Raw genomic sequence first — 20,304 nt, 5'->3', positions numbered from 1 at the left:
GTCAGTCCGTTAATTGCACTGACTTAATTAGATCAAAGTCCCGGCCTCACGGCCAGGACTTTGTCAGCAGTCTGAAAACGGCAACCGAAGTTGCCGTTTTGCTTTTAATTCTCGTCCGGCAGCGCATAAGCGACGATATAGTCGCCCATCTTGGTACCAAACGAACCATGGCCGCCTGCGGAGATGACAACATACTGCTTGCCATTAACCTCATAGGTCATAGGCGTTGCCTGTCCACCGGCTGGCAGACGACCCTGCCACAGTTTCTCGCCGTTGCTCATATTGTACGCACGCAGGTAGTTATCTGCGGTCGCCGCAATAAACAGCACGTTACCGGCGGTAGAAATTGGGCCGCCTAACATCGGCATACCCATATTGAACGGCACCGGAACCGGCATCGGGAACGGCATGCTGTCCTGCGGCGTACCAATACGTTTCTTCCATACCACCTGGTTGGTTTTCAGATCTGTTGCTGCGATGTAACCCCATGCCGGCTGTTTACACGGCAGACCGAACGGAGAGAGGAACGGATTGAGCGTCACGCCAAACGGCACGCCGTACTGCGGCTGAATCCCGGCTTCAGTACCACTGCCTTTCGCGTCTTTCGGCTGCTCCATTGGGTTACCCGGACCGCGTGGGATCAGTTTCGACACAAACGGCAGGGCCATTGGGTTAGCAATCGCCACCTGACGGTTCGGGTCAACGGAGATCCCGCCCCACTCGAACATTCCCAGGTTACCCGGGAAGACCAGCGTGCCCTGTTCCGATGGCGGCGTGAAGATACCTTCATAGCGCAGTTGATGGAACATCACGCGGCACACCAACTGGTCGAACATCGTGGCACCCCACATATCCGCACCGGTCAGATCTTTCTTCGGTCGGAAGCTGAGATCGGAGAACGGCTGAGTTTTGCTAACGTAATCGCCTTTTGCCGCCCCCTGAGTGACTGGTTTTTCCGGTGCAGGAACCACCAGCTTGCCGTTGCTGCGATCCAGTACGAAGATATTGCCGGTTTTCGCGGGCGCATAAATCACCGGAACGGTTTTGCCGTTAACGGTAATGTCTGCCAGCGTCGGCTGGGATGGCATATCCATATCCCACAAATCGTGGTGAACCGTCTGATAACTCCAGGCGAGTTTACCGGTGGTCGCATTCAGCGCGACGATGGCACTGGCATAACGCTCCTGCTCCGGCGTGCGGTTACCGCCCCAGATATCCGGGGTGGTCACACCCATTGGCAGATACACCAGATCCAGCTTCGCATCATAAGCCGCCGGAGCCCAGGAGTTGGGGGAGTTAAAGGTAAAGGTGTGCTCATCAGACGGAATAGCATTGGGGTCTTTCGCGCCCGGATCGAAGGCCCACAGCAGTTTGCCGCTATTCACGTCAAAACCGCGGATAACGCCGGAGGTTTCCCGGGTGGAGAAGTTATCGGTTACTGAACCGGCAATCACAATCACCTTATCGGTGATGATCGGCGGTGAAGTTGGCTCATACAGCCCCGGCGTGGTGTCCGGCATATTGGTCTGTAGGTTCAGAATGCCTTTGTTGGCAAAGGTTTCGCACGGCTTGCCATTGTCGGCGTTAATGGCAAACAGACGGCCATCGTTAACCGGCAGCATAATACGCCGCGGGCAGTCCGCGACCACATCCGGGCTGGCCGTTTCAGCCCGCGCTTCATGATAAGAAACGCCACGGCAGGTGACATGCTGGAAGGACTGATTAGCATTCAACTGCGGATCGAAGTGCCATTTCTCTTTCCCGGTTGCGGCATCCAGTGCGAACAGGCGCTGGTGAGCGGTACACAGGTAGAGCATGTTACCGACTTTAATCGGCGTCACTTCATTGGTCAGTTCACCCGGATCGGTGGGCAGCTTCAGGTCGCCGGTACGAAATACCCAGGCTTCCTGCAAGTTTTTCACGTTGTCGGCGTTGATTTGTTTCAGGGGAGAGTAGCGCTGACCTTCCTGATTACGGCCATAAGCAGGCCAGTCACCGTCAGCAACCTGAGAGATAGGCGCCGCAGGGGTGGAATCTGCGCTCAGGGTGCCTTTCACTTCCTGCGGATCGTTAAATCCGGCCCAGGTCAGAATGCCACCGCTGAGTACCAGTGCAATGACCAGCGCCTGTACCGCTCCCGCTGACGGGACAAATAGTCGGCGCCAGACAAACGGCAAAATCAGCCAGATGCCAAAGAACACCAGAATGTCGCTACGGGGAGTCAGTGCCCAGAAGTCAAAGCCCACCTCCCACACGCCCCAGACCATGGTGGCCAGCAGCAGTGCGGCATACAGCCACAATGCAGCCCGCTTACGCCGCCATACCAGCGCAGTCACGCCCAGCATCACGACGCCGGCAATCGGGTAATACCAGGAGCCGCCAATGGACACCAGCCAGATACCGCCGATAAGTAAATACAGTCCGCAAAATGCAGCGAACAGCGCCGTCAGGATCACAAGGAGGCCTGACTGTTGTGATTTTGTTTCCGCCATAACAAGACACCATTAAATTTGTTAATTTTTTAGTAGCAATTAATTATAGGATTTAACAAGTGTGATCGTCATCACAAAATGAGCTTTATCGACAGATAAGCATCAGAAATGCGTTTGCTGGTATACTGCACGCCTTGCGCTTCAATAACCGGAATCAGGTTACCGGTATTGAATGATTTGTTTTTTAAATCATATGGTTATTTTAAAATGAAACATATTGTCGAAGTGATGATCCCGGAAGCGGAGATCAAAGCGCGTATCGCACAACTGGGTCGTCAAATCACGGAACGTTACAAAGACAGCGGTAGCGAAATGGTGCTGGTGGGTCTGCTGCGCGGTTCCTTCATGTTTATGGCCGATCTATGCCGCGAAGTGCAGGTGTCACATGAAGTCGATTTTATGACCGCCTCCAGCTACGGCAGCGGCATGTCTTCAACCCGTGATGTTAAGATCCTCAAGGATCTGGATGAAGATATCCGTGGCAAAGACGTTTTGATTGTCGAAGATATTATCGACTCAGGTAATACGCTGTCAAAAGTGCGTGAAATTCTGAGCCTGCGTGAGCCGAAATCACTCTCCATCTGCACGTTGCTTGATAAGCCCGAGCGTCGCGAAGTGCACGTGGACGTGGAGTTTGTTGGTTTCTCTATCCCTGATGAGTTTGTGGTGGGCTATGGGATTGACTACGCTCAGCGTTATCGTCACCTGCCGTACGTCGGTAAAGTGGTGATGCTGGACGAATAAGCGCAAAAAAGCCGGGATTGACCCGGCTTCATTTTGCAGGCCGGGCAGTACCCGGCGTCAGCAGCATTACTTGTGGTTGCTGTGCTTCTTGCTCAGGTTCGACACACCCTGGCGATAGCGCTGTTCCAGCGTTTCGCGGTTGGTTGCGGTCACATCAAGGTTGCGCAGCAGACCATCGTGAATGCCGTATGCCCAGCCGTGAATAGTCACTTTCTGGCCGCGTTTCCACGCCGATTGCATAATCGTTGAGTGGCCCAGGTTGTAGACCTGTTCCATCACATTCAGCTCGCAAAGGGTATCCAGACGACGCTCCTGCGGCATTTCGCCCAGCAATGAGCTGTGTTTGAACCAGATATCGCGGATATGCAGCAGCCAGTTGTTGATAAGACCCAGCTCCGGGTTCTCCACCGCCGCCTGTACGCCGCCGCAGCCATAGTGACCACAGATAATAATATGCTCAACTTCCAGTACATCGACCGCGTACTGAACAACCGACAGGCAGTTAAGATCGGTGTGAATGACCAGGTTTGCAACATTACGGTGAACAAAAAGCTCACCCGGTTCTAAACCGGTGAGGCGCTCGGCAGGTACGCGACTGTCAGAACATCCAATCCATAGAAAGCGCGGTTTTTGCGCCTGCGCCAACGTTTCGAAGAATCCAGGATCCTCTTCTACCAGCATTTTTGACCATAGTGCATTGTTGCTGATGAGTGTATCTATGTCTTTCATGGACGTTAATGACCTGTAACTAAAGAAGTGCGTTGCGCTAATATAGGTCAACTCCGTTTTTTTTCAACCACACATTCGAGTGTAAGAAAAAGGTAAGTGAAAATTCATGACCATTGCACTGGAGCTTGAGCAGCTTAAAAAAAACTATCCAGGCGGCGTCCAGGCGCTGCGGGGTATTGATCTTAAAGTAGAAGCTGGCGATTTTTACGCCCTTCTGGGCCCTAACGGTGCGGGGAAATCCACCACCATCGGTATTATCAGTTCGTTGGTTAATAAAACCTCTGGCCGCGTCAGTGTCTTTGGTTACGACCTCGAAAAAGACGTGGTCAACGCCAAACGTCAGCTTGGACTTGTGCCGCAGGAGTTCAATTTCAACCCGTTTGAGACGGTGCAGCAAATCGTGGTTAACCAGGCCGGATACTACGGCGTGGCGCGTAAAGAGGCACTGGAACGTAGCGAAAAGTATCTCAAACAGCTCGATCTGTGGGAAAAACGCGGTGAACGTGCGCGGATGTTATCCGGCGGTATGAAACGTCGCCTGATGATCGCCAGGGCGCTGATGCATGAACCTAAACTGCTTATCCTCGATGAGCCGACAGCGGGCGTGGATATTGAACTGCGTCGTTCAATGTGGGGGTTTCTTAAAGATCTCAACGACAAAGGCACGACCATTATTCTGACCACTCACTACCTGGAAGAAGCGGAAATGCTGTGCCGCAATATCGGCATCATCCAGAGCGGCGAGCTGGTGGAAAACACCTCCATGAAATCGCTGCTGGCGAAGCTGAAATCTGAAACCTTCATCCTGGATCTGGCGCTGAAAAGCCCGCTACCGAAACTTGAAGGCTACAACTACCGGCTGGTGGACACCTCAACCCTTGAAGTGGAAGTCCTGCGTGAGCAGGGGATCAACAGCGTATTTAGCCAGTTAAGCGCACAGGGGATTCAGGTATTAAGTATGCGTAACAAAGCCAACCGTCTGGAAGAGCTGTTCGTCGCGCTGGTTCACGATAAAAAAGGAGATCGCGCATGATGCAGCTCTATTGGGTCGCACTCAAAAGTATCTGGCATAAGGAGATCCAGCGCTTTATGCGTATCTGGATCCAGACCCTGGTGCCGCCGGTTATCACCATGACGCTGTACTTTATTATCTTTGGTAACCTGATTGGTTCACGGATTGGCGAGATGCATGGTTTCACCTATATGCAGTTTATTGTGCCCGGTCTTATCATGATGGCGGTGATCACCAATGCCTACGCCAACGTCGCTTCCTCATTTTTCAGCGCCAAGTTCCAGCGTAATATTGAGGAGCTGTTGGTTGCGCCGGTACCGACCCATGTCGTGATCATTGGTTACGTCGGTGGCGGGGTTGCGCGCGGGATTTGTGTCGGGGTGCTGGTCACCGCGGTTTCGCTGTTTTTCGTCCCGTTTCAGGTACATTCATGGCTCTTTGTCGGATTAACGCTGCTGTTAACCGCGATCCTGTTCTCGCTGGCGGGGTTGCTGAACGCCGTGTTTGCCACCACCTTTGATGATATCAGCCTGATCCCGACTTTTGTGCTGACGCCGCTGACCTACCTGGGTGGGGTGTTCTATTCTCTGACCCTGCTGCCACCCATCTGGCAGACGTTATCGCACCTCAACCCAATCGTTTATATGATCAGTGGTTTCCGTTTTGGTTTTCTCGGGATCACCGATGTGCCTCTGTTTACCACCGTCGGCGTACTGGCGGTGTTTATCGTCGCGTTTTATTTTATGTGCTGGTACTTAATCCAGCGTGGACGCGGCCTGCGTAGCTAATCTTCTCTTTCCGGCGGGCAGCCATGCTCGCCGGATCTTTTGCTCCCTCAATCTATGATATCTGTCACCGACGGCCGATGATCGCTTAGCTAAACTGCCTGTCTGCTAAGGAGATTCTTATGCTGGGATGGGTTATTGCCTGCCATGATGAGCGTGCTCAGGAGCTACTGTATAGTCTTGAGAGCCAGTTCGCGCCGTTGGTGCAGTGTCGGGCGGTCAATTTTCATCGTGGACTGAGCACCAATATGCTCAGCCGTATGATTTGCGATGCGCTGCATGAGACGGATTCCGGCGACGGAGTGGTCTTTCTCACCGATATCACCGGTGCGCCGCCTTACCGCGCGGCCGCGTTGATGAGCCATAAACATGAAAATTGCGAGGTGATTTCCGGCGTCGATAGCCCGTTATTGCAGGCGATGTATCCGTTACGTGCGACACTTAACAGCAGTGATTTTCGCAACCAGATTGTGGCCATGGGCGGGGCGACGGTGAGCAGCCTCTGGCATCAGCAGCAAAAAAATCCTCCCTTTGTTTTACTTCATGATTTGTATGAAAAATAACCATTGGTATTCATTTCTCTTTTGTTACAATACCGCCAGTTTTTTCTTCACCCGGTGCGTCTGATGCCGAGTTTTATGCTGATTTTGTTGTTGTGTTTTTCCTTCTCTGCCTCAGCAAAACTTGTGAGTCATAATCCTGAACCTGCCCGCTATATGCAGGTCACGGAAGATGCTGATATCTGGGGGCAAATCGGCAACAAGGTCATTACGGTTGGCAATGTGCGCGCCGGGCAGATTATCGCCGTGGTGCCAGGTGTTGAAGATTATTCCGCATTTAACTTTGGTTTTGGTAAAGCCTGGATTGATAAAGGCCACCTTGGCACCCTGCGGGGCAATGAACAGGTCGAAGACAGTCTGGGGGATCTTAATAAGCCGCTCAGTAATCAGAACCTGGTAACCTGGCAGGATACGCCGATGTATAACGCTGCGGATAACAAAAGCGCTCCTTTTGGCACCCTTGCGGCAAATCTGCGCTATCCCATTATCAGTAAGCTTAAAGACCGGCTTAATCAGACCTGGTTTCAAATTCGTATTGGCGATCGTCTCGCGTGGATAAGCAGCCTGGATGCGCAGGAAGACAACGGGATCCCGGTACTGACTTATCACCATATTCTCCATGATGAAGAGAACAGCCGTTTTCGCCACACGTCCACCACCACATCGGTTCGCGCCTTTACCAACCAGATGAGCTGGCTGCGCGACCAGGGTTACACCACCCTCAGCATGTATCAGCTGGAAGGTTATGTGCGTAATCGCATGAACCTGCCCGCCCGTGCGGTGGTGATAACCTTCGATGATGGCTTAAAATCAGTCAGCCGCTACGCGTATCCGCTCCTGCACGCCTACGGCTTTAAGGCGACGGCGTTTATTATCTCGTCCCGTATTAAACGCCACCCTCAGCCCTGGGATCCGAAATCATTACAGTTTATGAGCATCTCAGAACTTAATGAGATTGCCGACGTGTTCGATTTTCAGTCACACACGCATTTTCTGCATCGGGTTGATGATGCCAGGCATCCGATCCTGCTCAGTCGAAGTTATGACAATATCCTGATGGATTTCAGGCATTCACGTCGGGCGTTGTCTCAGTTCAACAGCCATGTGTGGTTTCTTTCTTATCCCTTTGGCGGCTATAACGATAAAGCCGTACAGGCGGCAGAAGACGCAGGATTTCATCTGGCGGTGACAACCGTGCGCGGAAAGGTGAAACCGGGGGATAACCCGATGTTGCTCAAGCGGTTGTATATTTTGCGGGAAGATTCACTGGAGCAGATGTCGAGGATAATCAGTAATCAGCCTCAGGGATAAAATCAGGAGTAGAAGGCTATCTTATTTGTCATTTTGAACCCGGGCAGTGCTCGAAATCCTCACGTACTGCGTGTACGCTCCGGTTTCTGCGCGCTGTCCGTGTCCAGACTGACTGCATCGATCACGCCTTCTCCCCCTGATTGAATCGATAAGGTGACTCAGGCCACCTGCACTGGTACCGCTTTAGCGGTGCGTTTCATTTCGTTGTCGCCATCAAAATAGGCCACTTTCGGCTGCCAGCTCCTCGCCTGCTCATCAGGCATGGTGACGTAGCTTGCGATGATCAGAATATCACCGACGTCAGCACAGTGTGCTGCTGCGCCGTTAACCGAAATAATGCGTGAGCCGCGTTCGCCAGCAATGGCGTAGGTGGAAAAACGCTTACCGTTGGTCACGTTGTAAATATCGATGGCTTCGTATTCCAGAATACCGGCCGCCTCAAGGAAATCCTGGTCAATGGCGCAGGAACCTTCGTAGTGCAGGTCGGCCTGAGTAACTTTGACGCGATGGAGCTTGCCTTGCAGCATAGTGCGAATCATAAATTGGACCTTTATCACTGATAATTAACGCTAAATAAAGGGCGGCTTCCTGCAATTCACCCTTCCATTTTCCCCCTGCCTTTTGCGGCACGGGGAGTGTCAGAGCTGGAGTATTGCCCTAATTTTCATCAAAGTCTACAGCGTCAGTTCGACCACGATATTGTCGATTAAGCGCGCCTGGCCGAGCCATGCAGCCATCAGAATGACCGCCCGTTTGCTGTCATCGGACAAGGCCAGCAGGGTGTCGGCATCGCGGATCTGGATATCGTCGGCACGAAAACCGCCGTCGTTGAGTTCCTGTTCGGCAATGGTCACGATCTCGTCGGCATTGCGATCGCCTGCACGTAGTTTAGCGGCCATTGCATTCATGACTTTGCTTAAGCCCGGGGCGATTTTACGCTGGTCGGCGGTGAGATAGCCATTGCGGGAACTCAGCGCCAGTCCATCTTTGGCGCGCACGGTTGGTACGCCAACAATCTCAATGTCGTAACCCATATCCGCAACCATTTTGCTAATCAGCTGAAGCTGCTGATAATCTTTTTGCCCGAAGCAGGCGACGTCAGGTTGTACCAGGTTAAACAGTTTACTGACGATGGTGGAAACGCCGCGGAAATGACCGGGGCGGCTGGCCCCTTCGAGCATGGTCGAAATGCCGGGAACATCAACAAACGTCTGGGTCTCCGTACCTGCCGGGTAAATGTCTGCCGGGGCAGGGGCAAAAACGAAATCCACTTTGCGTTTGTTCAGTTTTTCACAATCTTCCTGCAACGTACGTGGGTAGCGCGCCAGATCATCAGCACGATCAAACTGCATCGGGTTGACGAAAATACTGACCACCACCACATCTGCGCGGGCTTTCGCTTCGTCGACCAGCGTCATATGCCCGTCGTGCAGGTTGCCCATGGTTGGAACCAGCGCAATGCGTTTTCCTTCCTGACGAAGACGGCGGATGTGCTGGCGCAGCAGCGGCAGCGTTTCGATAATCAACACAACAACACTCCTTAATGGAAACTGTGTTCTGCGCCCGGATAGACACCGGACTCAACATCGGTCACATACTGACGCACGGCGGCGCGCATGTCGCCGGCTTCAGTGAGGAAGTTTTTGGCGAATTTGGGGATATGGCCACCGGTAATACCGAAGGCGTCATGCATGACCAGAATCTGGCCATCAGTAACGTTACCGGCGCCAATGCCGATAACCGGAATCGTCAGAGCATCAGTGATGCGTTTTGCCAGCGCAACCGGCACACATTCCAGCACCAGCAACTGGGCACCTGCGGCTTCCAGCGCCAGCGCATCATCAAATACTGTCTGTGCGGCATCCTCGCCACGACCCTGCACTTTGTAACCGCCGAAGATATTGACGGACTGCGGGGTTAACCCCAGGTGCCCACAGACCGGAACGGCACGCTCGGTAAGCATTTTCACCGTCTCACTCAGCCAGCGGCCGCCTTCAATTTTCACCATATTGGCCCCGGCGCGCATCACGGTCGCCGAGTTCTCAAAGGCTTGTTCCGGCGTGGCGTAGGCCATAAACGGCAGGTCAGCCAGCAGCAAACAGTCAGGGGCTCCGCGGCGTACGGCACGGGTGTGATAGGCGATATCGTCTACCGTCACGGGCAGGGTGGAATCATGACCTTGTACCGTCATCCCTAACGAGTCGCCAACCAGCATCACGTTGATGCCTTCTTCAGCAAACAGCTTTGCAAAGCTGTAGTCGTAGGCCGTGATGGTGGCGAAGCGCTTTTTTTCCTGTTTGCATTTAAGCAGCAAGGAGATGGTGGTTGGTTTCATAACGTTTCCTGATGGCTAAACACGAATCCTGGCGCATTCTGGCAGTATGATTCGGAACGAACAATGATTTTAGGCAATCGTTCGACAGCAATCACAACTGCGGCGGCAGAAAAGGGTTTTACCATAAGGCGGGTTTGTCTGCACCGCATTGTGTGAGGGCGTCGGTGAGCAATGTTCCATCGGGGAAGCGCAGGCCAGGTGCGATTTCAAACAGCGGCCACAGCATAAAGCCGCGATTATGCATGTCGTAATGCGGAACCGTCAGGCGCGGGGTTTGAATGATGTCGTCGCCAAACAACATGATGTCCAGATCCAGCGTTCGCGGCCCCCAGCGCTCTGCCTTGCGCACGCGGCCTTGCTGTAACTCAATGCGTTGGGTGTTATCCAGCAGGATCCCGGGCGACAGGGTGGTCTCCAGCGCCACGGCGGCATTGAGATAATCTGGCTGATCCTGCGGACCGAGCGGCGGCGTACGGTACAGTGATGAGACTGCAACCACGCGGTTTTGCGGGATTTCACCCAGCGCGCCAAGGGCGGCATTAACCTGTTCCAGCGGCGAGGCGAGGTTGCTGCCGATAGCGATATAGCAAAGGGTCGGGGACATGCAGGCTCCTGAAGTCGGGAGAATAAAGCATCAGGCCTGCACGAGGCAGGCCTGATAGTCAGTAATGTTATGCGCCTTCACGGCGTGGCGCCCGTTTGCGCGGACGACGGTGGCGGCGACGTGCGGCAGGCTCATCACCCAGATCGTCGAGCATCTCTTTTTGATCCGGCGGCGCGGAAGCCTGGAATTCGCCCCACCAGCTCGCCAGACGCTGTAGCTCGCTATTGCGTTCAATCTCGGCACGCAGCGCCAGCAGATCGTAAGCGGCGCGGAATTTAGGATGCTCCATCAGCTTCCATGCGCGTTTGCCCTGGCGACGGGACATTCGCAGCTGCAGCTGCCAGATATCGCGTACCAGCGTTGTGATGCGTTTTGGAATCGCCAGGGTACGGCAGGCTTCATCCAGCACGTCATTCATGGCCAGCGCAAAGGCATCGTAATAAGCCAGCCCACTTTCCTGGGCAATTCGCTGCGCTGTTTCCAGCAGCGGGTACCAGAACATGGCGGCAAACAGGAACGCCGGGTTAACACGCATATCATTATGAATGCGGGTATCGGTATTCTTCAGCACCTGCGCAATGATGCGCTCCATCGAACTGTCACCTTTTTCGGTGAAGTAACGGCAGAGGGTCGGGAAGAGGGGCTGGAACAGGTTGAATTCACGCAGCAGGGTGTAGGTGTCGAAACCATAACCTGCTTGCAGCAGCTTAAGCGCTTCTTCAAACAGTCGTGCAGGCGGCACGTCGTTAATCAGGGTCGCCAGACGCGGGATGGGCTCGGCGGTTTCACTGCTGATGCTCATGCCCAGTTTGGCGGCAAAGCGCACGGCACGCAGCATCCGCACCGGATCTTCGCGATAGCGGGTTTCCGGATTACCAATCAGACGAATTACGCCATCTTCCAGGTCACGCATTCCGCCGACATAATCGCGGACGGTAAAATCGGCAACGCTGTAATAAAGGCTGTTTATGGTGAAATCGCGGCGTTGGGCATCTTCTTCAATAGAACCGAAAATATTGTCACGCAGCAGCATGCCATTCTGCCCGCGCTGAGAGGTCGCGCGATCGGCTTCGGTATCTTCATGATGTCCACGGAAGGTGGCGACTTCAATGATTTCCGGGCCAAACATCACGTGGGCCAGACGGAAGCGGCGGCCCACCAGGCGGCAGTTACGGAACAGCTTACGCACCTGATCCGGCGTGGCGCTGGTCGTAACGTCAAAATCTTTGGGTTTTTTGCCCAGCAGTAAGTCACGCACACCGCCACCTACCAGGTAGGCGTCGTAACCCGCTTTATTCAGGCGATAGAGCACTTTGAGCGCGTTTTCACTGATATCTTTGCGGGAAATAGCGTGCTGCTCACGCGGAATAACCGTCATCTGAGGTTGGACAATAGCCTCAACGACCAGGCTTTCTTCGCGGCTTAGCACCTTACGGCAAAAATTAGCGACTCGGGTAAAAATAGTGCACCTCGTAGTGTCAAACAAACGTCAGGACAAAAAAATAGCGGCTAATCATAGCTCAGCGCGAAGCGTTTGAGAATGATGTATTCACATCCACATCATCAGGGACGCGCGCAAGGCGCCAGCCTGTGACCGCCTGAGCCAGCAGATCTTCGACGCTGAGATCCTGCCATTCGTGTATTGCGCTCTGGTTTAAGAATTGTAAAGCCCTGATTATTATGGGACGAGGATCGCCGCCCGGCAAGGCGGGCGCATGGTTTTGCTTGGAGAGTTTATCCCCTTGCGCATTCAGCGCCAGCGGCAGATGAACATAGTCCGGCGGCTGCCAGCCAAAGTGCTGATACAGCGAAATTTGCCTGACTGTCGGCGCAATTAAATCTGCACCCCGCACAATCTCCGTTATCCCCTGGAAATGATCGTCAACCACCACCGCCAGGTTATAGGCAAAAAGGCCATCCCGGCGATGGATAATAAAATCTTCGCGCGCAAGCGATTCTTCGGCGTGAATATCGCCACGCAGTCGGTCGTGAAAATGGAGTATCGGCTGCTGCTGCATTATGCGCACTGCGGCATTTTGCGGGCCCTTGTTCAGCGTTCGGCAGTGCCCGTCATAGAAACAGCCCACGCTCTGTATTCGTGCGCGGGTACAGGTGCAGTAATAACTCAGGTTCTGCGTTTTAAGCCAGGCAAGCGCTTCGCGATAGGCATCGTGACGCTGGGATTGCCAGAGGATCTCGCCATCCCAGTGGAGGCCGTAGTGGTCCAGTTGGCGCAAAATAGTGTCGGCAGCGCCTGGAACTTCGCGTGGGGGATCGATATCTTCAATACGGACTCGCCAGATGCCCTGCTGCGCGCGCGCCTGGAGGTAGCTCCCGAGAGCGGCGATAAGCGAGCCGAAGTGAAGTTCACCGGAAGGTGATGGCGCGAAGCGCCCGATATAGTGAGGTTCAGGCATAGTGACAGGCAAAAAATAACAAACCGGGAAAATTTTCCCGACTATAGCACAGCCTGAATTGAAGGCGCAGGTCTTACTCAGCCTGCGCCTTCGGTGGAGTGTGACTGGCTAAACGGTCATTAAAAAAATTAACCCGCCATCTGTTTTTCGCGGATTTCAGCCAGCGTTTTGCAATCGATGCACAAATCGGCAGTCGGACGCGCTTCGAGGCGACGAATACCAATTTCCACGCCGCACGACTCGCAGAAGCCAAAATCTTCGTCTTCTACTTTTTTCAGCGTTTTTTCGATCTTTTTGATCAGTTTACGCTCGCGGTCACGGTTACGCAGTTCAAGGCTAAACTCTTCTTCCTGGGCTGCACGGTCAACCGGGTCCGGGAAGTTTGCCGCTTCATCCTGCATGTGTGTGACGGTGCGATCGACTTCATCCCTAAGTTGATTACGCCACGCTTCAAGAATCCGCCTGAAGTGCGCCAGCTGGGCTTCATTCATATACTCTTCGCCCGGTTTCTCTTGATACGGCTCCACCCCAGCGATGGCGAGAATACTCAGGGACGATGTTTTACGGTTTTGCCCTTCTTGCATGTTGTTTCTCCTTAACACGCACTATCGATCCCCGTGTTCGGGGGAAAATCAGGCCGCTATAAATAGCAGATGCTTTTCCGGATGGCAAATATCGAAACGTAACACTTGACAAGCCTGTGAGGAAAAGCGTATTTGCGCACGCGACCAGAACACATCTTAATCATTGACCGCCTTTGACAAAGTGAAAGGCAACGGCAATCTCAGAGTCATATTCTTAGCAGAAAGTTCCGCTTTATAAGCCAGAATTTCTACGCCCTGACGTTGTGCGTCATTCAATAATCGTGCGTATTGCTCATCAATATGGCGCGCTGGAGAAAAATGTTCAACGGCTGAATGCAGAATGGCAAACAGGATAACGGCGCGATCGCCGCTGGCCGCGACGCCCATCAATTCGCGCAGATGTTTCTGACCGCGCAATGTCACTGCATCCGGGAAAAAACCGTTCTTTTGTTCGGCGAGCGTTACTGATTTCACTTCAATATAGCAGTTACGGCGGTTCTCTGCCTGTAACAGGAAATCAATTCTGCTGGCTTCAGTGCCGTATTTTACTTCGCTTTTCAGTGCGCTATAGCCTGTGAGCTCCGGCAAACTATTGGCCAGTATTGCCTCTTTCGTCAGGCTATTTGCCCGCAGGGTATTAACGCATATCAATGCGCCAGCCCGGGTTTGAGTTAATTCCCAGGTATGTGGATATTTGCGTTTAGTATTTTCTGACGTTGAATACCAGACAGTGTCGCCAGGCGTCGCGCAACCGGTCATTGCGCCGGTATTTGGACAATGAATCGTCAGCGTTTCGCCTTCCGGGGTGACGATATCCGCGAGAAAGCGTTTGTAGCGCTGAATCAGCGTGGCGGATTTCAGCTCAGGGGAAAACTCCATGCGTATTCCTTGTTAAGTTTTCAGCGTCCAGCGGTTTAACGCGGTATAGCGCAGGCGGCCACCGGTAAACTGCGACTCATAAAGGACAAATTCTGTTACGGCAAAAGACCAGTTGAATCCAGGCGCTGGCAGAGCAACCGCATGGGGCGTCTCCCGCAGTAAGGATATATGGGGATGAAACGGCGTCGGACTTTGATAGCAGCCGCTGCGTGCAGCCTGAGCGCGTAACATATCGGCCAGTTGAATAAGGCCACGGGGGGACTGGCGACAGCCCAGCCAGACGACGCGCGAACGTAACCACTGTCCGGCATCATCAAGATGCAGGTTAAAGCCGGGCTGGGTGATGCGTCCGGCCATCGCCTCCAGCGCTTTGCGTTTTTCGGCGCTCACTTCGCCAAGAAAGGCCAGGGTCAAATGCAGATTGGCTGCCGCGACGGGGCGCCCAGCATCCCCGGCAAAATGTTCGGCTCGCCAGCGCACGATAGCCTGACGGGTTTCATCGGGCAATTCGATAGCAAAAAACAGCCTTTTCGGCTCGGACATGGCAGGCTCCCCGTGAATGTTTGCTGGGATGCTACAGCGGCAGGCGGCAACCCGCAAATTCAGGGTGAATCTAAAGTCCGCGAGTTGATGTACAATTGCCAGTCACTGCGTTACCTCAACATCATCTCTCTGGAGCCTTGCGTGTCCTCTTTGCCGGTTGCCGCTGTACTGCCCGATCTTTTATCCGCCTTACGTGATGCGCCGCAGGTGCTACTGATTGCCCCGACCGGGGCGGGCAAATCAACCTGGCTGCCGCTACAGTTGCTGCAACAAAGAGAGGGGCGTGGACGTATCCTGCTGCTCGAACCTCGCCGACTGGCAGCACGAAACGTGGCGCAACGACTGGCGGAACAGCTTAACGAGCAGCCTGGTGAAACCGTGGGCTACCGCATGCGGGCGCAAACCTGCGTCGGGCCGAATACCCGTCTTGAAGTGGTTACCGAGGGGATCCTTACGAGGATTATCCAGCAGGATCCAGAGCTTAGCGGCATCGATTTAGTGATCCTTGATGAGTTTCACGAACGTAGCTTGCAGGCGGATCTGGCGCTGGCGCTGTTGCTCGACGTGCAGTCTGGATTGCGGGATGACCTGAAGCTGTTGGTGATGTCGGCGACTCTGGATAACACCCGGCTCCAGTCGCTGCTCCCGGATGCGCCGTTAATTGTTTCTGAAGGGCGTATGTATCCGGTAGAACGCCGTTATCAGGCGCTCAGCGGGCAGCAACGTTTTGATGAAGCCGTGGCGGTTGCGACCGCCGGGCTGTTGCGAACGGCTGCGGGTTCATTACTGCTTTTCTTGCCGGGGGTCGGCGAGATCCAGCGCGTTCAGGAGCAGCTTGCCAGCCGGGTGGACAGCGACGTTCTGCTCTGCCCGCTGTACGGCGCGTTGCCGCTTAATGAGCAGCGTAAAGCGATCCTGCCTGCGCCAGTCGGGCTGCGAAAAGTGGTGCTGGCAACCAATATTGCCGAAACCAGTTTAACCATCGAAGGGATCAGGCTGGTGGTGGACTGCGCCCAGGAGCGGGTGGCCCGTTTTGATCCGCGCACCGGCCTCACGCGTCTTATTACTCAACGTATCAGTCAGGCATCAATGACCCAGCGCGCTGGCCGTGCCGGGCGTCTTGAAGCGGGTATTTGCCTGCATCTGATCGCGAAAGATCAGGCGGAAAGGGCCGCAGCCCAGGGAGATGCGGAGATCACTCAGAGCGATCTCTCCGGCCTGCTAATGGAGCTGTTGCAGTGGGGATGTCAGGATCCGGGGCAGCTTCGCTGGCTGGATCAGCCTGCGCCAACCCATCTGGCGGCGGCAAGGGCTCTGCTGACTCAGTTACAGGCTCTGGACGGCGGACGGCTAACGGCCTTCGGGTTAAAAATGGCGGCTCTCGGTAATGACCCGCGTCTTGCGGCCATGCTGGCAAGCGCGAAAAATGGCGATGAAATTGCCACTGCCGCAAGGCTGGCTGCCATTCTGGAAGAGCCTCCACGTAGTGGAAGCCGCGATCTGGCGGCGGCGTTTTCCCGTCATCAACCTCAGTGGCAACAACGCGCCCGGCAGCTGGCTCGCCGTCTGAAAAGCGAGAATGGCGAGCCGGACAGCGATGCACTGGCCCCCTTGCTGGCCCGCGCCTTTGCCGACAGGATTGCCCGGCGACGTGGGCAGGATGGGCGCTATCAACTGGCAAATGGCATGGGCGCGATGCTCGATGCCGATGATGCCCTCAATCGCCATGAGTGGCTGATTGCCCCCTTACTGCTTCAGGGGAGCCAGTCGCCGGATGCGCGAATTTTGCTGGCGTTGCCGCTGGATATTGAGGCACTGATTGCCACCAACCCTCAGCTGTTGCAACAGTCTGATTCCGTTGAGTGGGATAATGCGCAAGGCACCTTAAAAGCGTTTCGCCGTAGCCAGATTGGTCAGCTGACGGTGAAAGTCCAGCCGCTGGCGAAGCCTTCGGAGACGGAATTACATCAGGCGATGTTCAATGGCATCCGGGAAAAAGGGCTGGATGTTCTGAACTGGACGCCGGACGCTATCCAGCTTCGTTTGCGCTTACACTGTGCGGCGAAATGGCTCCCGGAAGTGCAATGGCCTGAGGTCGACGATGCCGCGCTGCTCGCCGGGCTTGAACACTGGCTATTGCCGCAGATGAGTGGCGTGCATTCGCTGCGTGCGTTAAAGGCTCTGGATCTCCAGACGGCATTGCTGGCCTTGCTTCCATGGCCTTTACGTCAACGGCTGGATACTGAGCTTCCGGCGCATTACACTGTGCCGACAGGAAGCCGGATTGCCATTCGATATCATGAGGATAATCCTCCGGCACTGGCGGTGCGCATGCAGGAGATGTTTGGTGAAGCCACGACGCCAGTGATTGCTGAGGGACGCGTTGCGCTGGTGCTGGAACTGTTGTCGCCCGCGCAAAGGCCGTTGCAAATTACCCGTGATTTAGCCGCATTCTGGCAGGGGGCGTACCCTGAGGTACAAAAAGAGATGAAGGGCCGTTATCCGAAACATGTCTGGCCGGATGACCCGGCGAATACGGCGCCGACGCGGCGTACTAAAAAGTATTCCTGATGTTGTTTAGCGGAGTGCGGTCTGATGCCCTCTCCCACGGGGAGAGGGAGCAAAGACTAAAAGATTTTCCTGCGGAAAATCTTGCTGTTTATTTTGAGAGATTTCTTCTTCCTCCACCTGGAGCAAGAATTGAGAATCGGGCCTTTGCGCCTGAACGTTGCGGAGAGAGAACATGGCGGGGAATGACCGCGAGCCTATTGGACGTAAGAGCAGAACCACACGTCCGGCGAAAGAGAAAATCAGTCGTCGTCGCGCCAGAGACGAAGATTACGACGACTATGACGATGAAGACGGCGACGATGTGCCGCCTCCACGTAACGGAAAAGGCAAGGGCAGAGGAGGGAAGCCGAGCGCTAAACGTCGCTGGTTCTGGCTTCTGTTCAAGATTTGCCTGGTCGGCGCAGTCCTGTTAGCCATTTATGGCGTCTACCTCGATCAAAAGATCCGTTCGCGTATTGATGGCAAAGTCTGGCAGTTGCCTGCGGCGGTCTATGGCCGGATGGTGAACCTTGAGCCGGACATGCCCGTCAGTAAAAACGAAATGGTAAAACTGCTGGAATCGACCCAGTACCGTCAGGTGACGAAGATGACCCGTCCTGGCGAATTTACCGTGCAGGCGAAAAGCATCGAGATGATCCGCCGTCCGTTTGACTTCCCGGACAGCAAAGAAGGGCAGGTGCGCGCGAGGCTGACGTTTGATGGCGATCGTCTGGAAACCATTGAGAATATGGACAGTAATCGCCAGTTCGGTTTCTTCCGGCTCGATCCGCGCTTGATCACCATGCTCTCTTCGCCGAATGGGGAGCAGCGTCTGTTTGTACCCCGTAGCGGCTTCCCGGATCTGCTGGTGGATACGCTGCTGGCAACCGAAGACCGCCATTTCTACGAGCACGACGGTATCAGCTTCTACTCCATCGGCCGCGCGGTGCTGGCGAACCTTACAGCCGGACGCACCGTGCAAGGGGCGAGTACGCTGACGCAGCAGTTGGTGAAAAACCTGTTCCTCAGCAGCGAGCGATCCTACTGGCGTAAGGCCAACGAAGCCTATATGGCGCTGATCATGGATGCCCGTTACAGCAAAGATCGCATCCTTGAGCTGTATATGAACGAGGTCTATCTCGGTCAGAGCGGCGATAATGAAATCCGTGGTTTCCCGCTGGCGAGCCTGTACTACTTTGGCCGTCCGGTTGAAGAGTTAAGCCTTGATCAGCAGGCAATGCTGGTGGGGATGGTCAAAGGGGCGTCCATTTACAACCCGTGGCGTAACCCGAAACTGGCGCTGGAGCGACGCAACCTGGTGCTGCGTCTGATGCAAGAGCAGCAGGTGATAGACCAGGAGCTGTACGACATGCTCAGCGCGCGTCCGCTTGGCGTTCAGCCGCGCGGCGGCGTAATTTCTCCGCAGCCTGCGTTTATGCAGATGGTGCGCCAGGAGCTGCAGGCGAAGCTGGGTGACAAAGTCAAAGATCTGTCAGGAGTGAAGATCTTCACGACCTTTGATTCGCTCGCTCAGGATGCAGCAGAAAAAGCCGCAGTCGAGGGCATTCCGGCGTTGATTAAGCAGCGCAAGCTCGACGATCTTGAGACCGCGATGGTGGTAGTGGACCGGTTTAGTGGTGAAGTCCGGGCGATGGTCGGCGGGGCGACGCCGCAGTTCGCGGGCTATAACCGTGCAATGCAGGCGCGCCGTTCCATTGGCTCGCTGGCGAAACCTGCAACTTATCTGACGGCGTTAAGCCAACCAGATAAGTTCCGTCTGAACACGTCGATCGCCGATGCCCCGATCTCCCTGCGTCTGTCAAACGGCCAGGTATGGGCGCCGCAGAATGACGATCATCGTTTCAGCGGTCAGGTGATGCTGGTTGATGCGCTTACCCGTTCTATGAACGTGCCGACGGTGAATCTGGGGATGGCGATGGGGTTACCGGCGGTGACCGACACCTGGCTCAAACTGGGCGCGCCGAAAGATCAGCTGACGGCGAACCCGTCAATGCTGCTTGGCGCATTGAACCTGACGCCGATTGAAGTGGCGCAGGCGTTCCAGACTATCGCCAGCGGCGGCAACCGCGCCACCTTGTCTGCGCTGCGCTCGGTGATCGCGGAAGACGGCACGGTGCTGTATCAGAGTTTCCCGCAGTCCGAGCGGGCGGTGCCGGCGCAGGCTGCCTATATGACGTTGTGGACCATGCAGCAGGTTATTCAGCGCGGTACCGGTCGTCAGTTAGGGGCGAAGTATCCGAACCTGCATCTGGCAGGGAAAACCGGGACCACCAACAATAACGTGGACACCTGGTTTGCCGGTATTGATGGCCGTGAAGTGACCATTACCTGGGTAGGGCGCGATAATAACCAGCCTACGAAGCTCTATGGGGCCAGTGGGGCGATGGCGATTTATCAGCGTTACCTCGCGAATCAGTCGCCAAATCCGTTAGATCTGACGCCTCCGGAAGATATTGCCAATATGGGCGTGGATGAGATGGGGAACTTTGTCTGCGGTGGCGGCGGCGTTCGTTCGTTGCCGGTATGGACCACCAACCCAGACGCGTTATGCCAGCAAAGTCAGATGCTGCAACAGCAACAGTCTGGCAATCCGTTTGAGCAGTCAACGCAGCCGCAACAGCAACAGCCGCAACAACAGCAGCAGCAACCGCCGCAGCAGGAAGAGAAAAGCGATGGCGTAGCAGGCTGGATAAAAGACATGTTTGGCAGTAATTAACTCACGCAACCCTCAGCCGCCC

At 54.8% G+C, this 20,304-nt stretch carries 18 protein-coding genes; 7 read left to right on the top strand and 11 right to left on the bottom strand.

All coding sequences use genetic code 11. From position 1 onward, the window contains the following. Positions 1-104 precede the first annotated feature (104 nt). The gene (locus ACSZO4_RS00925) at positions 105-2,492 is read right to left on the bottom strand and encodes a glucose/quinate/shikimate family membrane-bound PQQ-dependent dehydrogenase (protein WP_437886950.1); all 2,388 of its coding nucleotides are present in this window, start codon (positions 2,490-2,492) and stop codon (positions 105-107) included. A 207-nt stretch (positions 2,493-2,699) separates the two neighbouring features. On the opposite strand from ACSZO4_RS00925, the gene hpt reads away from it, so the two are divergent. Beyond that, positions 2,700-3,236, top strand: a complete 537-nt coding sequence (gene hpt, locus ACSZO4_RS00920) for a hypoxanthine phosphoribosyltransferase (RefSeq protein ID WP_437886949.1) — start codon at positions 2,700-2,702, stop codon at positions 3,234-3,236. Between the two features lie 66 nt (positions 3,237-3,302). Here the strand turns inward: hpt and can are convergent, their stop codons facing one another. Then, a complete protein-coding gene (gene can / locus ACSZO4_RS00915; RefSeq protein WP_437886948.1) occupies positions 3,303-3,965 on the bottom strand; it encodes a carbonate dehydratase in 663 nt (220 codons plus the stop codon). 106 nt (positions 3,966-4,071) lie between these two features. Between can and ACSZO4_RS00910 the strand changes: the two genes are divergently transcribed. From ACSZO4_RS00910 to ACSZO4_RS00895, 4 genes are all read left to right on the top strand, one after another. Then, the gene (locus ACSZO4_RS00910; RefSeq protein WP_437886947.1) at positions 4,072-4,998 is read left to right on the top strand and encodes an ABC transporter ATP-binding protein; all 927 of its coding nucleotides are present in this window, start codon (positions 4,072-4,074) and stop codon (positions 4,996-4,998) included. Continuing rightward, positions 4,995-5,765, top strand: a complete 771-nt coding sequence (locus ACSZO4_RS00905; RefSeq protein WP_437886946.1) for an ABC transporter permease — start codon at positions 4,995-4,997, stop codon at positions 5,763-5,765. The genes ACSZO4_RS00910 and ACSZO4_RS00905 overlap by 4 nt, the downstream gene beginning before the upstream one ends. Positions 5,766-5,884: 119 nt before the next feature. Next, complete coding sequence (locus tag ACSZO4_RS00900) at positions 5,885-6,325, top strand: PTS sugar transporter subunit IIA (protein ID WP_437886945.1); 441 nt, start codon at positions 5,885-5,887, stop codon at positions 6,323-6,325. Positions 6,326-6,388: 63 nt separating this feature from the next. After that, entirely contained in the window at positions 6,389-7,633 is a 1,245-nt protein-coding gene (locus ACSZO4_RS00895) for a polysaccharide deacetylase family protein (RefSeq protein ID WP_437886944.1), read from the top strand. 158 nt (positions 7,634-7,791) lie between these two features. On the opposite strand, the gene panD is transcribed toward ACSZO4_RS00895, so the two are convergent. From panD to thpR, 9 genes are all read right to left on the bottom strand, one after another. Continuing rightward, entirely contained in the window at positions 7,792-8,172 is a 381-nt protein-coding gene (panD, locus tag ACSZO4_RS00890; RefSeq protein WP_039078406.1) for an aspartate 1-decarboxylase, read from the bottom strand. A 135-nt stretch (positions 8,173-8,307) separates the two neighbouring features. After that, positions 8,308-9,162, bottom strand: coding sequence for a pantoate--beta-alanine ligase (gene panC / locus ACSZO4_RS00885; RefSeq protein ID WP_437886943.1), 855 nt, complete (start codon positions 9,160-9,162; stop codon positions 8,308-8,310). An 11-nt stretch (positions 9,163-9,173) separates the two neighbouring features. After that, positions 9,174-9,968 carry a 3-methyl-2-oxobutanoate hydroxymethyltransferase gene (gene panB / locus ACSZO4_RS00880; protein WP_437886942.1) on the bottom strand — a complete coding sequence of 265 codons (795 nt, stop codon included), beginning with the start codon at positions 9,966-9,968 and terminating at the stop codon, positions 9,174-9,176. 118 nt (positions 9,969-10,086) lie between these two features. Next, positions 10,087-10,572, bottom strand: a complete 486-nt coding sequence (folK, locus tag ACSZO4_RS00875; protein ID WP_437886941.1) for a 2-amino-4-hydroxy-6-hydroxymethyldihydropteridine diphosphokinase — start codon at positions 10,570-10,572, stop codon at positions 10,087-10,089. A gap of 67 nt (positions 10,573-10,639) precedes the next feature. Then, entirely contained in the window at positions 10,640-12,034 is a 1,395-nt protein-coding gene (gene pcnB, locus ACSZO4_RS00870) for a polynucleotide adenylyltransferase PcnB (protein WP_437886953.1), read from the bottom strand. 58 nt (positions 12,035-12,092) lie between these two features. Then, positions 12,093-12,989: a tRNA glutamyl-Q(34) synthetase GluQRS gene (gene gluQRS, locus ACSZO4_RS00865; protein WP_437886952.1), complete on the bottom strand. Its 897-nt coding sequence runs from the start codon at positions 12,987-12,989 to the stop codon at positions 12,093-12,095. 128 nt (positions 12,990-13,117) lie between these two features. Further along, positions 13,118-13,573: an RNA polymerase-binding protein DksA gene (gene dksA, locus ACSZO4_RS00860; RefSeq protein WP_002463986.1), complete on the bottom strand. Its 456-nt coding sequence runs from the start codon at positions 13,571-13,573 to the stop codon at positions 13,118-13,120. Positions 13,574-13,729: 156 nt separating this feature from the next. Continuing rightward, the gene (gene sfsA / locus ACSZO4_RS00855; RefSeq protein WP_437886940.1) at positions 13,730-14,452 is read right to left on the bottom strand and encodes a DNA/RNA nuclease SfsA; all 723 of its coding nucleotides are present in this window, start codon (positions 14,450-14,452) and stop codon (positions 13,730-13,732) included. Between the two features lie 12 nt (positions 14,453-14,464). Continuing rightward, positions 14,465-14,995, bottom strand: coding sequence for an RNA 2',3'-cyclic phosphodiesterase (gene thpR, locus ACSZO4_RS00850; protein WP_437886939.1), 531 nt, complete (start codon positions 14,993-14,995; stop codon positions 14,465-14,467). Between the two features lie 141 nt (positions 14,996-15,136). On the opposite strand from thpR, the gene hrpB reads away from it, so the two are divergent. Further along, on the top strand, positions 15,137-17,566 hold the full coding sequence (gene hrpB, locus ACSZO4_RS00845; RefSeq protein ID WP_437886951.1) for an ATP-dependent helicase HrpB: 2,430 nt from the start codon (positions 15,137-15,139) through the stop codon (positions 17,564-17,566). A gap of 172 nt (positions 17,567-17,738) precedes the next feature. Beyond that, on the top strand, positions 17,739-20,282 hold the full coding sequence (gene mrcB, locus ACSZO4_RS00840) for a bifunctional glycosyl transferase/transpeptidase (protein ID WP_437886938.1): 2,544 nt from the start codon (positions 17,739-17,741) through the stop codon (positions 20,280-20,282). The last annotated feature ends 22 nt before the right edge of the window (positions 20,283-20,304 follow it).

This window comes from Phytobacter sp. V91, assembly GCF_965644225.1.
GTDB lineage: Bacteria > Pseudomonadota > Gammaproteobacteria > Enterobacterales > Enterobacteriaceae > CBFFRJ01.
The sequence above is the reverse complement of the archived record's forward strand: the minus strand, read 5'-3'. Positions and strand labels throughout refer to the sequence as shown.

Coding starts and splice junctions, on each gene's coding strand:
- ACSZO4_RS00925 (WP_437886950.1), bottom strand. CDS start 2,492: ATGGCGGAAACAAAATCACAACAGTCAGGCCTCCTTGTGATCCTGACG.
- hpt (WP_437886949.1), top strand. CDS start 2,700: ATGAAACATATTGTCGAAGTGATGATCCCGGAAGCGGAGATCAAAGCG.
- can (WP_437886948.1), bottom strand. CDS start 3,965: ATGAAAGACATAGATACACTCATCAGCAACAATGCACTATGGTCAAAA.
- ACSZO4_RS00910 (WP_437886947.1), top strand. CDS start 4,072: ATGACCATTGCACTGGAGCTTGAGCAGCTTAAAAAAAACTATCCAGGC.
- ACSZO4_RS00905 (WP_437886946.1), top strand. CDS start 4,995: ATGATGCAGCTCTATTGGGTCGCACTCAAAAGTATCTGGCATAAGGAG.
- ACSZO4_RS00900 (WP_437886945.1), top strand. CDS start 5,885: ATGCTGGGATGGGTTATTGCCTGCCATGATGAGCGTGCTCAGGAGCTA.
- ACSZO4_RS00895 (WP_437886944.1), top strand. CDS start 6,389: ATGCCGAGTTTTATGCTGATTTTGTTGTTGTGTTTTTCCTTCTCTGCC.
- panD (WP_039078406.1), bottom strand. CDS start 8,172: ATGATTCGCACTATGCTGCAAGGCAAGCTCCATCGCGTCAAAGTTACT.
- panB (WP_437886942.1), bottom strand. CDS start 9,968: ATGAAACCAACCACCATCTCCTTGCTGCTTAAATGCAAACAGGAAAAA.
- folK (WP_437886941.1), bottom strand. CDS start 10,572: ATGTCCCCGACCCTTTGCTATATCGCTATCGGCAGCAACCTCGCCTCG.
- gluQRS (WP_437886952.1), bottom strand. CDS start 12,989: ATGCCTGAACCTCACTATATCGGGCGCTTCGCGCCATCACCTTCCGGT.
- dksA (WP_002463986.1), bottom strand. CDS start 13,573: ATGCAAGAAGGGCAAAACCGTAAAACATCGTCCCTGAGTATTCTCGCC.
- sfsA (WP_437886940.1), bottom strand. CDS start 14,452: ATGGAGTTTTCCCCTGAGCTGAAATCCGCCACGCTGATTCAGCGCTAC.
- thpR (WP_437886939.1), bottom strand. CDS start 14,995: ATGTCCGAGCCGAAAAGGCTGTTTTTTGCTATCGAATTGCCCGATGAA.
- mrcB (WP_437886938.1), top strand. CDS start 17,739: ATGGCGGGGAATGACCGCGAGCCTATTGGACGTAAGAGCAGAACCACA.